16 protein-coding genes are annotated in these 13,935 nt (G+C 40.0%); 12 read left to right on the forward strand and 4 right to left on the reverse strand.

Annotated elements, in window-relative coordinates:
• The first annotated feature begins 122 nt into the window (after positions 1–122).
• Positions 123–827 carry a MarC family NAAT transporter gene (locus P3L37_RS11320; protein WP_004910345.1) on the forward strand — a complete coding sequence of 235 codons (705 nt, stop codon included), beginning with the start codon at positions 123–125 and terminating at the stop codon, positions 825–827.
• Here the strand turns inward: P3L37_RS11320 and P3L37_RS11325 are convergent.
• Positions 821–1,474 carry a transglycosylase SLT domain-containing protein gene (locus P3L37_RS11325; protein WP_109911243.1) on the reverse strand — a complete coding sequence of 218 codons (654 nt, stop codon included), beginning with the start codon at positions 1,472–1,474 and terminating at the stop codon, positions 821–823. The genes P3L37_RS11320 and P3L37_RS11325 overlap by 7 nt on opposite strands.
• Before the next feature lie 283 nt (positions 1,475–1,757).
• Here P3L37_RS11325 and P3L37_RS11330 point away from each other — a divergent pair, with 283 nt between their 5' ends.
• From P3L37_RS11330 to P3L37_RS11350, 5 genes are all read left to right on the forward strand, one after another.
• Positions 1,758–2,669 (forward strand): metal ABC transporter substrate-binding protein, encoded by a 912-nt coding sequence (locus P3L37_RS11330; RefSeq protein ID WP_004910339.1) that lies wholly within the window; start codon positions 1,758–1,760, stop codon positions 2,667–2,669.
• A gap of 1 nt (position 2,670) precedes the next feature.
• Positions 2,671–3,561 (forward strand): manganese/iron ABC transporter ATP-binding protein, encoded by an 891-nt coding sequence (locus tag P3L37_RS11335; RefSeq protein ID WP_109911242.1) that lies wholly within the window; start codon positions 2,671–2,673, stop codon positions 3,559–3,561.
• Complete coding sequence (locus P3L37_RS11340; protein WP_109911241.1) at positions 3,558–4,448, forward strand: metal ABC transporter permease; 891 nt, start codon at positions 3,558–3,560, stop codon at positions 4,446–4,448. The genes P3L37_RS11335 and P3L37_RS11340 overlap by 4 nt, the downstream gene beginning before the upstream one ends.
• Positions 4,441–5,307, forward strand: coding sequence for a metal ABC transporter permease (locus P3L37_RS11345; RefSeq protein ID WP_042851806.1), 867 nt, complete (start codon positions 4,441–4,443; stop codon positions 5,305–5,307). The genes P3L37_RS11340 and P3L37_RS11345 overlap by 8 nt, the downstream gene beginning before the upstream one ends.
• Positions 5,308–5,698: 391 nt before the next feature.
• A complete protein-coding gene (locus P3L37_RS11350; RefSeq protein ID WP_117162014.1) occupies positions 5,699–6,568 on the forward strand; it encodes a fructosamine kinase family protein in 870 nt (289 codons plus the stop codon).
• A 291-nt stretch (positions 6,569–6,859) separates the two neighbouring features.
• Here the strand turns inward: P3L37_RS11350 and P3L37_RS11355 are convergent, their stop codons facing one another.
• A complete protein-coding gene (locus P3L37_RS11355; RefSeq protein ID WP_004910331.1) occupies positions 6,860–7,399 on the reverse strand; it encodes a YniB family protein in 540 nt (179 codons plus the stop codon).
• A gap of 295 nt (positions 7,400–7,694) precedes the next feature.
• On the opposite strand from P3L37_RS11355, the gene hxpB reads away from it, so the two are divergent.
• From hxpB to P3L37_RS11375, 4 genes are all read left to right on the forward strand, one after another.
• Positions 7,695–8,360, forward strand: coding sequence for a hexitol phosphatase HxpB (gene hxpB / locus P3L37_RS11360; protein WP_109911239.1), 666 nt, complete (start codon positions 7,695–7,697; stop codon positions 8,358–8,360).
• Between the two features lie 192 nt (positions 8,361–8,552).
• Positions 8,553–9,128 carry a metal-dependent hydrolase gene (locus P3L37_RS11365; RefSeq protein WP_109911238.1) on the forward strand — a complete coding sequence of 192 codons (576 nt, stop codon included), beginning with the start codon at positions 8,553–8,555 and terminating at the stop codon, positions 9,126–9,128.
• Positions 9,129–9,309: 181 nt separating this feature from the next.
• Positions 9,310–10,701, forward strand: a complete 1,392-nt coding sequence (locus P3L37_RS11370) for an L-cystine transporter (protein ID WP_004910323.1) — start codon at positions 9,310–9,312, stop codon at positions 10,699–10,701.
• Positions 10,702–10,948: 247 nt separating this feature from the next.
• On the forward strand, positions 10,949–11,338 hold the full coding sequence (locus P3L37_RS11375) for a YkgJ family cysteine cluster protein (RefSeq protein WP_004910319.1): 390 nt from the start codon (positions 10,949–10,951) through the stop codon (positions 11,336–11,338).
• A gap of 95 nt (positions 11,339–11,433) precedes the next feature.
• Here the strand turns inward: P3L37_RS11375 and P3L37_RS11380 are convergent, their stop codons facing one another.
• Positions 11,434–12,438 (reverse strand): luciferase-like monooxygenase, encoded by a 1,005-nt coding sequence (locus P3L37_RS11380; protein WP_109911237.1) that lies wholly within the window; start codon positions 12,436–12,438, stop codon positions 11,434–11,436.
• 179 nt (positions 12,439–12,617) lie between these two features.
• Here P3L37_RS11380 and P3L37_RS11385 point away from each other — a divergent pair, with 179 nt between their 5' ends.
• A complete protein-coding gene (locus tag P3L37_RS11385) occupies positions 12,618–13,013 on the forward strand; it encodes a hypothetical protein (protein WP_109911236.1) in 396 nt (131 codons plus the stop codon).
• Positions 13,014–13,315: 302 nt separating this feature from the next.
• The gene (locus P3L37_RS11390) at positions 13,316–13,504 is read left to right on the forward strand and encodes a YegP family protein (RefSeq protein ID WP_004263611.1); all 189 of its coding nucleotides are present in this window, start codon (positions 13,316–13,318) and stop codon (positions 13,502–13,504) included.
• Positions 13,505–13,617: 113 nt separating this feature from the next.
• On the opposite strand, the gene P3L37_RS11395 is transcribed toward P3L37_RS11390, so the two are convergent.
• Complete coding sequence (locus tag P3L37_RS11395) at positions 13,618–13,935, reverse strand: AzlD domain-containing protein (RefSeq protein ID WP_004910308.1); 318 nt, start codon at positions 13,933–13,935, stop codon at positions 13,618–13,620.

A 13,935-nucleotide genomic window follows, 5' to 3' on the forward strand; every position in this document is an offset into this window, starting at 1 on the left:
TACTCCTACCACAAAACACCTTACTAGATATAAATGCTAACCTACAGATCTATAAGAAATTTTGCTATCATTTGGGATAAGGTGTTTTATTCACATTAATCAGGAGCTTGAATCTAACTTCCATGACAAACTTTTTTGAGCTATTTCAAGCCGTTGGTATTGGCCTGGTACTGTTACTTCCTCTTGCCAACCCTTTAACTGCAATTGCGGTCATGCTAAGCATCTCTGCTAATATGACAAAAGAACAGCGTGATCATCAATCGCTGTTGGCCTCTATTTATGTATTTGCAATCATGACAATCGCTTTTTATGCAGGCCAATTAGTCATGAACACATTTGGAATATCAATCCCAGGGCTGCGAATTGCCGGAGGATTAATTGTGGCATTTATTGGCTTTGGCATGCTATTCCCTAGTAGTGATGTAGGAGAAGACCAGACCACCAATGCGCTTGATGACCCAAATGTCCCCAAAAAACGCCAAGAATCACCTAGTATTGCCTTTGTTCCCCTTGCAATGCCAAGTACTGCGGGCCCGGGAACTATTGCGATGATCATCAGCTCCACTGCATCATTACAAGGTAATGTGAGTTTTGCTCCATGGGTCTTAAAAGTTGCCCCCGTGATTACTTTTTTTATTGCAAGTCTTATCGTTTGGATTGGTTTAAGAGGCGCAACTTCTATCATGAGGTGGCTTGGAAACAGTGGTATTGATGCTATCGCGCGGGTGATGGGGTTCTTATTAATCTGTATGGGAGTGCAGTTTGTTATCAACGGCATTGTTGAAATTGTCGCGCAACTCCCACACTTAATGAGAGAATATCAATAAGACATCGCTAGTGCATTGTAAGCATTTTTGACTTTCCACAAATAGCGTGGAGCTTGCGGTGCAGGGTGCTTTGTTTGTACATGCTGATAAAACTCTTCCGGTGATAAGCGATTAATCATCGCTATCGCCCGACCTTTATCATTATCAAACGTTCTTAATAACGCTCCAGCCCCATTCACATAAGCAACAACCGTTGCATAATATAATGTCTGAGGATGGCTTATTCCCGCAAGGTGCTGTTCCCTTAAAATACGAATATAAGCTGTACCAATATCGATATTTTTTTGTGGATCTTTTAGGTCACGAGAACTCGGCTCCCCCGATTTCCCTTGGTAACGATAGGCGTCACGTCCTGCTGTCGAAGCTTTAATCTGCATCAAACCTATTGCATTGGATTTACTGACAACTTCAGGTCTAAAGTTAGATTCGACCTCAATAATCGCTCTAATTAAAGTTTCATCAACACTGTAACGAGCCGCAGAGTCACGAATAAATTCATCAAAAGGCGTTCTTGGAAATACCGTATTTTGTGCTGTTATTGGCCCGGTAGGCTCTAACATTCGCTGTTTTGTTATAGGCCTATCTGGTTCGCTTGAACAACCTGCAAGTAGCAGTAACACAAAAGTACCGCCAATTATTTTTTTCACTGTCGAATCCTCTGCGATGAAAGCCGATGGCAGAATAACTAATCCTAAGAAAAATAAAATAATTTTTACTTAACTTTTACTTCAGGACGTGTTTTAGTCATACAAATAACCATGGGACTTAGAAGCCTATAATGACAAATAATGCTATTCCACACTTTTTATATTTATTTTTCTCAATTGATATTGATAATCATTATCAATTGAGATATAAAATATAATTGTTATAAACCTTAACAACTGTATGTTAATAAACGCTAAACCAATAATGTCAGGGTCAACTTTTATGAAGAAGAACGTATCTCGGTTATCTGCACCTTTACTAACTAGTATGTTTGCTTTGATAGCAATCATCTTTTTTAGTCAGCCTGCTTTTGCTAAAAAGTTTAAAGTCGTAACCACTTTTACTATTATTCAAGATATCGCTCAAAATGTAGCTGGAGACGCGGCAATTGTCGAGTCTATAACAAAGCCTGGAGCAGAAATTCACGGTTATCAACCGACACCTAAAGATATCATGAAAGCCTATGACGCAGATTTAATCTTATGGAATGGGATGAATTTGGAAGTGTGGTTCCAACGTTTCTTTGAAAACTTTAAAAATGTCCCTGCTGTCGTGGTCACTGAAGGTATTGAGCCAATGCCAATCCGTGAAGGTGAGTATAAAGACAACCCGAACCCACATGCATGGATGTCTCCTGCTAATGCTAAGATTTATATTGAAAATATTCGTCAAGCTCTGGTCAAATATGACCCTGAAAATGCTGAAACATATAATGCCAATGCAAAAAAATATGCGCAACAAATTGCTGAGCTTGACGCCCCTTTGCGTGAACGCTTAAATCGCATTCCTGAAAATGAACGTTGGTTAGTCTCAAGTGAAGGCGCATTTAGCTATTTAACTAATGATTACGGCTTTAAAGAAGTCTACTTATGGCCAATCAATGCGGAAGAGCAAGGCTCTCCTCAACAAGTAAAAAAGGTAATTGATACTGTCCGTAAATACAACATCCCTGTAGTATTCAGTGAAAGTACAATTTCTGACAAACCGGCTCGCCAAGTCAGTAAAGAAACAGGGGCAAAATACGGTGGCGTATTATATGTAGACTCACTTTCAACTGCTGATGGCCCAGTACCAACATATATTGACCTTTTAAATACGACTGTAGACACGATAGCGAAAGGATTTTCACAGTAATATGAATCACTCAAGTCAATTCGAACACCCGAATCTTATCGTCGATGATGCGACTGTGACATATAATAATGGTCACACCGCTATCTATGACGCAAGCTTTACTATCTCTGGTGGCTCTATTTGTGCCTTAGTTGGCGTAAATGGTAGTGGTAAGTCAACGCTATTTAAAACTATTATGGGGCTTGTCACCCCATCTTCTGGCAGTGTGACATTAAATGATCAACCGATAAAAACCGCGCTTAAAGAAAACGTGATTGCGTACGTCCCACAGACAGAAGAAGTAGATTGGAATTTTCCCGTTCTCGTTTCTGATGTCGTGATGATGGGTCGTTATGGCAAAATGGGTTTTTTTCGCATCCCTAAACAAGCCGATAAAGACGCTGTCAAAATGGCATTAGAGCGAGTTGACCTTGCAGGGCTTGAGCATCGACAAATAGGCGAGCTCTCAGGAGGCCAGAAAAAACGAGTTTTTTTAGCGCGGGCGCTCGCACAAGAAGGTAAAGTTTTACTCCTCGATGAACCCTTCACTGGGGTTGATGTTAAAACCGAAAATGCCATTATTGACCTGCTACGTAGTTTGCGTGACGAAGGCCATCTCATTCTCGTTTCAACTCATAACTTGGGCAGTGTGCCTGAGTTCTGCGACCATGTTATCTTAATCAATCGCACTGTTTTAGCGAGCGGGCCTACTGAAACGACATTTACGCAACGAAACCTGCAACAAGCTTTCGGTGGTGTATTGCGTCATATTAACCTGTCTGGTCAAGAGCTTCATGACGATGATGACCCGCGCTCTGTCACCGTCATTACCGATGATGAAAGAGCGGCTGTATTCTATGGTCATGACCATGATGCACCCGTTCGAAAAAACCAAGCTAAGGGTTCCGAATGATTGAGATGTTATTACAGCCCTTTGAATATGATTTTATGATAAAAGCCATTTGGGTCAGTGCCATTGTTGGTGCTGTCTGTGCATTCTTATCGGCGTATTTGATGTTGAAAGGCTGGTCATTGATGGGAGATGCCCTCTCCCACTCCGTTGTTCCTGGGGTGGCGGGTGCTTATGCTTTAGGTTTACCCTATGCGGCAGGCGCCTTTTTTACCGGGATCCTTGCGGCACTTGCCATGACATTAATAAAGCATCTAACTCGTTTACGTGAAGATGCTGTTATTGGCTTTATCTTTTCTACTTTTTTCGCGGCAGGTTTGTTGATTGTTTCATTGAATCCAACATCTGTTAATGTACAAAGTATTATTTTTGGTAATATTTTAGGTATTGCGGATTCTGACGTATTACAAGTAGAAATTATTATCGGCGTTTCATTTATTATCCTGTTGTGCTTATGGAAAGATTTATTAGCCGTTTTTTTCGATGAAAGCCATGCACGCTCAATAGGTTTGAATCCTCTACGCCTAAAAATTATTTTCTTCACATTATTAAGTGCGTGTACTGTTGCTGCTTTACAAACAGTTGGCGCAATCCTTGTGATTGCGATGGTCGTCACACCAGGTGCGACTGCCTATTTATTAACCGACCAATTTAAACGCTTACTCATTATTTCAGTCACGATTGGTACCGTAACCAGTGCTGTTGGTGCTTATATCAGTTATTTCCTTAATGGTGCTACAGGAGGCTTAATAGTCACCTTACAAACCATTATTTTCCTACTGGCATTTTTCTTTGCACCTAAGCACGGTATTTTTGCCTCAAAACGTAAAGCCAAACAGGAAGTCGCCCGGCTGCACCAATCACACCAACAAGGAGCATCTCATGAGTGATTTCATTGACTTACTGATGGCTCCGTTTGCATTTCCCTTTATGCAAAAAGCATTGATTACAGCCATTGTCAGCGGAACGGTATGCGCTATCCTCTCTTGCTTTTTAGTATTGAAAGGTTGGTCATTGATGGGCGATGCAATTTCCCATGCCGTTTTACCGGGGATCATTATTGCTTCTTTACTCGGTATCCCATTAGCGATAGGGGCATTTGCATCTGGCTTGTTTTGTGCTGTGGCTACAGGTTATTTAAAGGAAAATAGCCGTATAAAAGAAGATACGGTGATGGGTATCGTCTTCTCAGGCATGTTTGCTATCGGCTTGGTTATGTTTGCTAAAATAGATACCGAACAGCACCTTACGCATATTCTATTTGGTGATATTTTAGGGATAACCGATAGCGAGTTTAAACAAATATTACTATTTGCAGGGGTAACCATTGCAATTATCCTACTGAAACGTAAGGATTTCATGTTGTATTGCTTTGATCCTAACCAAGCACGAGTCATTGGCTTGCCTGTGAAGTTAATCCATTATGGCTTGCTATCGCTACTCGCTCTCACCATTGTTGCTTCATTGCAAGCAGTTGGTATTATTTTGGTGATTGCAATGCTAATTTCCCCAGGCATCATTGCTTTTGTGTTATGCCGTAGTTTTGGGAAAATGCTCATCGTCGCTATCATTGCTTCGGTAACATCGAGCGTTATTGGGACTATCCTGAGTTTTCACATCAACGCAACAACCGGACCAACTATCGTTGTTACACAGGCTGTGTATTTTGTGATTGCATTACTGTATAGCAAAATCGTATTAGCCCGCAAAAAAGGGCAAGCTAACCCACAAAGTATGCATACAGCCTGATAATTGAATGCTCTAAAAGTAAAAAGCTGAACTCACAAATTCGTAGTTCAGCTTTTTATTAAAACAATCAATACTTACTACCAGCCTAATGTTTTAACGCATTTTCGTCGTACAACGTTAATCCCGCCCCTACTTATCCCTCATAAACTTTCATTGCTAGGCTTCTCGCTGATAATGTGAGTTCTGTAGCTACTTATTTCCAATTATTTGAACATTCTCATTTGGTTCGTCACACGTTAAATTTGAGTCACTCTCTGATTATAGTTATCAACCTGATAATTAATTAACTATTTCGTGATAGCGGCTTCTTTTTAAGCAATTATCACTGTTAATTCCTAAACTGCCGCTATAGTATTATATTAATGAAGACCAAAGCAGAGCGAGGTGAGTCATGTGGCAAGCAATGTGTCGTTTATTAAGTGAACACTTAGGTGAGGCGGAGCTACGTAACAAAGTCATTCTCTCTGGTGGTGATATTCACCATACGTTAAGAATTGACTATGGCGAACACACCGTGTTCATTAAACAAAATCGGCGTGAGTTTTTGCCTTTATTTAAACAAGAGGCTGAACAACTTGAAATGCTCGCTAAAAGCCAAACTATAACCGTTCCTAAGGTTTACGGTGTTGGCAGTAATAAGCACCATAGTTTTCTTCTGCTCGAATATTTCCCTCTAAAACCTTTCGATAACACCAATGCATGGCATTTTGGTCAACAACTAGCACGTCTACATCAATGGGAAGAGCAGCCTAGTTACGGGTTTGATTTTGATACAATGCTAAGCACAATTGTACAGCCTAATGGCTGGGAAAAGCGTTGGAATTCATTTTTTGCAGAAAAGCGTATTGGCTTACAATTACAACTCGCCTCCGAAAAAGGAATGGTATTTAGCGATATTCAGCAAATTGTCGATATTGTTAAGGACAAACTTGCAGGACATCAACCACAACCTTCTTTATTACATGGTGATTTATGGCCAGCAAACTGTGCTATCACTCAAAATATTGAAGGAGTACTGTATGACCCCGCCTGTTATTGGGGCGATAGAGAATGTGATATTGCGATGTTACCGTTATATCAAGAACTTCCGATCCAAATTATCGATGGCTACCAAAGTGTTTGGCCATTCCCAAATGGATTTTTAGATAGGCAACCAATCTATCAGTTATATTATTTACTCAATCAAGCCCATATCTTTGGTAATGAAAGAAGCTACCACCAAGCGCAGACAATTATTGATAGCCTACTCAGCGAAAAATAAACTCCTGCTTTTTAATATTAAGTACGACGAATAATTAATTTTCTAAATAATTCGCGTTATGAGTAGGCGGCAAGTGCAGATATCTCGGGGAGAGCATACATAATTATGTGACCCGAGTAGCTAAACGCAGCCAACACCCTCATAACGTGACATATGACGGAAATTTAATTTTCTAAATAATTCGATCCGTGGCAAGGCGGCAATTGAGGATAGTTTGGGGAACATACACAAGTATGAGCCCCGACTAGCCAAAAGAAGCCAACACAGCTAGGGTTCGAAGTATGACGAAAATTACCAGTTAAGGAAGCGTAGAAGAAAATACAAGCCAACCCCCAATACAATTGGCCAAAAATAAAGAAGAAAAAATTGAGAGAAAATGGTGTGACGTGGAATAGTTACCTTAGCTTCTAGTTCTTCTTTTGAGATGTCTATGCCTTTTGCTTTTTCTATAATCACGTGGTCTTCTAAGCTTTCACGGATAAACTTAATTTGTCGGTACATGCGCAAACCTGATGCACTTAATGCAAGCCCAACAAAAATAAAAATAAAAATGATGATAAAGCCGATATTGCTGCCAGAAAACCCATTAGCAACTTGAGGTACTGGTGAGTTATTCCAAAAGAAATTTAGGAAAGGCGTAGTTTGACGGGCCATTTCCGCCATTAATTTAATAAAATCATTAGCGACTGCATTGATCCCTTCACCTGCAAGCCCCTTCATGCCAGCCAGTTTAATTAAAGACGCCAATGTCGAAATTAATGCTAACAGAAAAACAACCCAACCCAGAATACGTTTGCCGATTGCGACATAATTGGCATTATGGTAATTCATTACTGCTTTTCCTCAGCGTTATAATTTTTGATAAATTTTTACAATGATTTTTCAACGCTAATCATAGCTGAAAAAAGTCATCGTCTCCAAATTTCAATTCATAATTGATAACAATATTTAGACTTTCAGACTAATCAAAATAGTATGGTTATTAATTATCATTATATTTTTACTTCATGCTGTCCGATAATTCTTCAATATTGCCCTAATACTGACCTCAAGTAATACGCTTGAAGCCTGTTTACTGATATCATTGCTCCTTCGTTAATAGATACGACATGAATGGAGTTTTGACATGTACCATAATCTTCCCATCCAATCGGTCATTTTTGATATGGATGGTTTACTGATCGACTCGGAACCTTTTTGGGCACAGGCTGAACTTGAGATTTTTTCACAATTGGGTGTCGACGTTTCAATTGCTGATACCCTGCCTGATACCTTAGGTTTACGTATTGACCATGTGGTGGAGCTTTGGTACCACGCTTCCCCTTGGCAAGGATGCAGCCAAGAAGAAGCCACACAACGCATCATTGACCGTGTTGTTGGCTTAGTTGAAGAAACTCGCCCTATTCTACCCGGTGTGCAACATGCCATGGAACTTTGCCGTTCAATGGATTTAAAAATTGCCCTGGCTTCTGCTTCTCCTTTATACATGTTGGAAAAAGTTTTAAATCTTCTGGATATTCGTGATTATTTCTCTGCGGTTATTTCTGCGGCTGATTTGCCCTTGAGTAAACCTCATCCTGAAGTTTATCTTAAAGCAGCAGCTGAGTTATCAACTAAACCGGTCAATTGCGCATCATTAGAAGATTCATTTAACGGTATGATTTCTGCAAAAGCGGCCAGAATGCGTTCAATTGTGGTACCTGACAGCAAGCATTTTAATGATCCGCGCTTTGGTTTAGCCGATATCAAACTAGCCTCACTGAATGACTTAAAGGCTGAACATTTACGTTAAGAATACTTTGTGTGTCTAAGAAGTGTTCTCCCCTATCTAACTTAGGTAGGGGAATTGTGTTAATTTATAAAATCCTTTCCTTATCTGCTAATAAATAAGAGTTTTTTTACCTTTCTAGTACTATCATATTCTTTTCAAACACTTTATACTGCCAATCAACTGTATAGATAAACAGATGGTATTTTATCCACCATGACAGCTGAAGGGCATCTGCTTTTTTCCGTCGCCTCTTTAATAATGGCTCATAAACTTCAAATCACCCCAGAGATTGCTCATGGTGATTGGCTGCACATGGTTCCAGGAGCCTTATTAGGCGCATTATTGCCCGATATTGACCACCCCTCCTCAATTCCTGGTCGATTACTGCGGATTTTCTCATTACCCATTTCCAAGCTTTGTGGGCACCGTGGGTTTACTCATAGCCTAGTTGCATGGTTTCTATTGATGATTTCTTGTTATCAATGGGTACCTAAAGAATGGGCAATCCCAAATGATATTATCCAAGCCTTTTTATTGGGTTATATCAGCCATCTAGTCGCCGATATGCTCACGCCTTCGGGGGTACCGTTACTATGGCCACTCCCCCAACGTTTTTGTTTTCCCATGATCCGCGGTAAAAATAGCCAACGTGGAGAACGCTTTGTTGCCATTATTTTGACCGTTTGTGCCTGCTTATTACCCGCAGGTTACCAATTCGATTTTTATAATCACGTTGATGTGATTATAAAATACATTCATAATCAAATAGATACATACTTCCCTACATAATTTATAGTTTTGTCATATAATGTAAGTATGAATAATACTATCTTATTACTTTTTGGTATAAGAAATGTGTTTTATCAGCTGATAACATATAACCAGTTGTTTGAAGTAACTAAATCCTTATAACAAATAAGGATTAAAGGGCAAGTAACACACCTTATAAAAATATGATTTGGAGTTCGGAATGAATATTCCTCTAATTATTAATGTGCTCGGCTTTGTAGCACTACTAATACTGTTGGCAAAACTAGGGGCTAAAGGCTGGAGCCTATCTAAAAAAGTTTTAGTCGGTCTGGTTTTCGGTGTTGCCTATGGGGTAATACTGCACCTCGTGTACGGTAGTGGCCACCAAACGGTAAAAGACTCCATTCTGTGGTTTAATATTGTCGGAAATGGGTATGTGCAGCTATTACAAATGGTGATTATGCCATTGGTATTTGCTTCAATTCTAAGTGCGGTGGCAAGATTACATAAAGCCTCTTCACTGGGTAAAATTAGCTTTTTAACAATTGGCACTTTGTTATTTACCACTGCTATTGCTGCGTTAGTTGGTATTTTAATTGCCAATGTATTCGGCCTGACCGCAGAAGGTTTAGTTCAAGGTCAATCTGAAACTGCTCGCTTATCTGCAATAGAAAGCAATTATATTGGGAAAGTTTCTGACTTAACCGTACCTCAATTAATTTTATCATTTATTCCAAAAAATCCATTTGCGGATTTAACTGGAGCAAATCCAACATCGATTATTAGTGTCGTTATTTTTGCTGCCTTCCTCGGCGTTGCCGCACTACAATTGTTTAAAGATGATAAAGAGCGTGGTGAAAAAGCCTTAGCTGCAATTGATGTTATGCAAGCTTGGGCAATGAAATTAGTTCGCTTAGTAATGCGTTTAACGCCGTATGGTGTGATGGCGCTGATGATTAAAGTTGTAGCAAGTTCAAACTTACATGACATCATCAACTTAGGAACCTTTGTTATTGCCTCTTATGTTGCATTAGGCATTATGTTTGTCATACACGGTATTTTAGTTGCGACAACAGGCTTAAACCCGATTAAATTCTTTAAAAAAGCTGGGCCAGTGTTAACCTTTGCATTCACGAGTCGTTCAAGTGCAGCAAGTATTCCACTGAATATTGAAACACAAACACGTCGTTTTGGTATCCCTGAGTCCATTGCTAGTTTCTCAGCATCTTTTGGTGCAACGATTGGGCAAAATGGTTGTGCAGGTATCTACCCTGCAATGTTAGCGGTAATGGTAGCACCGACAATGGGAATCAACCCATTCGATCCACTGTGGATTGCGACATTAGTCGGTATTGTTACTATCAGTTCAGCAGGGGTTGCTGGTGTTGGTGGCGGTGCAACTTTTGCAGCGTTAATTGTACTACCCGCAATGGGCTTACCTGTCACATTAGTTGCTCTGTTAATCTCAGTTGAGCCATTAATTGATATGGGCCGTACTGCGTTGAATGTCAGTGGTTCAATGACAGCAGGTACTGTCACTAGCCAATTGATGGGTGAAACCGATAAAGCGATATTCAACCAAAATGATGACGCAGATTTAAAACACGTTTAATTTGTCATCATAGTTCAAACAAAAACCTGCCTTCTGGCAGGTTTTTTTATGGTTATCACAAATACGTCAATTTTATTAATCTTGGTGAACATTAAAAAAACCAGTTTTTTGTGCTAAATAATATTGCAATAAACTGGAATTACGTAAGATAATAAAGCCTGAGCAACGTTTTCTTGAGCTTCCTGCTTGTGTTGCGTCAACCCATTTCCTATGGGTATTTTATCAACATCATTTATGGTTTTTTAATATGACTAATAATGTCCATATCCTAAAAACTGCGTCTTCTGAAAACCCTTGTGTAAGCTGCGGTGCATGTTGTGCCTATTTTCGTGTCTCTTTTTATTGGGCTGAGGCAGAAAGTGGCGGTGGTGTTGTACCACAACATTTAACTGAGCAAATTACCCCATTTATGAGTTGTATGCATGGCACCAATCAAAAACAAAATACCCGCTGTACTGCTTTAGAGGGCACTATTGGTGAGTGTGTGTCTTGTTCGATTTATGCACAAAGACCCACACCGTGTCGTGAGTTCGAACAATCTTGGCAGGACGGTGTTTACAACGAAGCCTGCGATAGAGCGCGTGCTGCTCACGGTTTACCCCCCTTAGAGCCTCATCAACCACAAATAGCTTGCTAGCCGTCAATGACCCAGATTTTTCTGGGTTATCTCTTTTTTGCATCAAGTCTGAAAAATGCGTCCTTGCACTGGTGTTAACCGCTCAGCTATATACATTACATAATTTCGTTCATTACCTGCATCGCTAATTCAAAAGAGTGCAAACGAGCTTGATGATCAAAAATTTGGCCATTAACCATAATTTCATCCGCTTGAGTTTGCCTCAATATCGTTTCCAACCCATGGCGTACCTTGGTTTTATCCCCTACCAGTGACATCCCTAATGCTTGTTGAACACCAAATTCCTCGGCAGGTGACCAAATGTTTTCCATGCTCTCGACTGGTGCAGGAAGTTGAGAGGGTTGGCCACGACGTAGCATGACAAAGGCTTGCTGCATCGATGTAAATAAAAATTCCGCTTCACGTTGAGTCTCTGCGGCAATGATATTGATGCAAACCATTGCATACGGCTTAGGTAGTCTCTGCGATGGCTGGAAATTAGCACGATAAACATCCAACGCTTGTAATAGCAAATCAGGTGCAAAATGAGAGGCAAAAGCAAAAGGGAGCCCCATCTGCGCAGCTAACCTTGCACTGTATAAACTCGACCCTAGCAACCAAACTGGAATTTTTTCGCCAAACCCCGGTACTGGACGCACTGCTGGATCTGGGTTTATGGCATCAAACCAATTAATAATTTGCGCTACATCTTGCGGGAAATTATCGATATCCGTGTTCATATGGCGACGTAAAGCTTGCATCGTCCGTTGGTCACTTCCTGGTGCACGCCCTATGCCTAAATCGATACGTTCAGGGTAAAGTGTATTTAGCGTGCCAAATTGCTCTGCAATCACCAACGGTGAATGATTCGGTAACATGACACCACCAGAACCTAAACGTAAAGTGCGCGTATTAGCAGCAAGATAGCCGATTAATACCGAGGTGGCCGCACTTGCAATCCCTGTCATATTATGGTGTTCCGCAAGCCAATAACGATGATAACCGAGTTTTTCGGCTAGTTGGGCAATATCAAGAGAATGAGCAAAGGCCTCTTTCGCTGTCGAACCCTGAATGATTGGTGCAAGGTCGAGCAACGAAAGGGAAATTTTTTTATCTGACATACACACTCACTTTGTTAGAGTTTTGTTGAACCTAACTTACCATCCTAGACTATCCCCTTTGATGTCTCCAGCACTGAAATTTGCATTAGCACAAGTGGTCTAAAAATGTAAATTATCGTCTACTAACCTACTGTTTTATAAAAATTATGGAATAAGCTTGAATAAAAAGTGCAGTAATTATGGAGCTTCCGTCAGGGGAGGTAAAAGCAATTGCGAGACGAAATGAATTGGTCAATGATTTGCTCATCACCAATACAGAGGAAACTGAAATGAAAAAATTAAATACAAGCTTATTAGCCTTAGCATTATTAACCGTCGGTTTTACTGCGGCAGCAAATGGTGTGAACCAAAAAATGCCTCGTCAGCACATGGGTAACCATCACAATATGGTATACAGCGTTGCAGAACAAACGACGACACCGAATGAAACTGTAAAAAAACTGGCCAATAGTGCGCCTAAAATTGAAGATGGCAAACGCTATATTGTCAAAGTTACAGTGATGGAAGTCCCTGAATTTAAACCAATGAATACCATGCCAACACCAGAACCAATTGGTGCTCCAACTGCAAAGTAACAGTTAGTATCAATGAGGATTAATGAAGTTATCGGCAAAACCTTTTATATCGATAAGTACAACCAGATAGCTGTTACAAGAAAAAGCCGATATTTTAGTCAGATAATAAAGAGTTCTATATATCCTACGATTGCCTCTGCTTCCCAGAGGCTTTTTTTTTAAAAAAAGTTTATCCGAATTGAATCTTTTCCCCTAGTAATAACACCTAATAGCGACTAATCTTAATTCAAGCAGATTGTTAATATCAGCTACCTATTAACACTTTGTTTGACATCCTTTCAATAGAAAATCAGGAGCTTAACATGGGGTATTTTGAATTAAAAAAATCCACTAAAGACGTTGCTCAGCCTTACTATTTCGTTTTAAAAGCAGCAAATCATGAAGTGATTGCTAAAAGTGAAATGTATGCTTCCAAGCAATCTGCGCTAAAAGGGATTGCCTCTGTCCAAAAAAATGGCTCTTCTGAAACAATAAAAGATCTCACTGAGTAAATTTCAGTGACCCCAACTCTCTTCAAGTCGGGGTCACTTTTTTATCTGCTCTAGCTTATATAAGCTATATAAATATGCGCTATTCAGATTAACTCTAATTAGAATAACCTTATTTAGAATAACCTAAGTAACGCAGTCACAATCGCAGCTGACAAAACAATGATAATAAATGGCTTTTTAAACCACGTTAGTACCCCTGCTACCAGCACGCCTACAATTTTAGGCCAATCAGAAATCTCATCACCGGAAAATAATGTCGACGTCGCTGCCACTGAGAATAAAATGACAATGGCTGCTGCTGAAAATAACATTTTACTATTTTCAGAAAGTACCACTCGGCCGCGCAACAAAGCACCTGACGCTCGCATTAAATAAGTACCTGCCGCCAACAACAAAATACCGCTAATAATTAACCATGGGTTATTTGTCAT

Source organism: Providencia sp. PROV114, from assembly GCF_032704305.1.
GTDB lineage: Bacteria > Pseudomonadota > Gammaproteobacteria > Enterobacterales > Enterobacteriaceae > Providencia > Providencia rettgeri.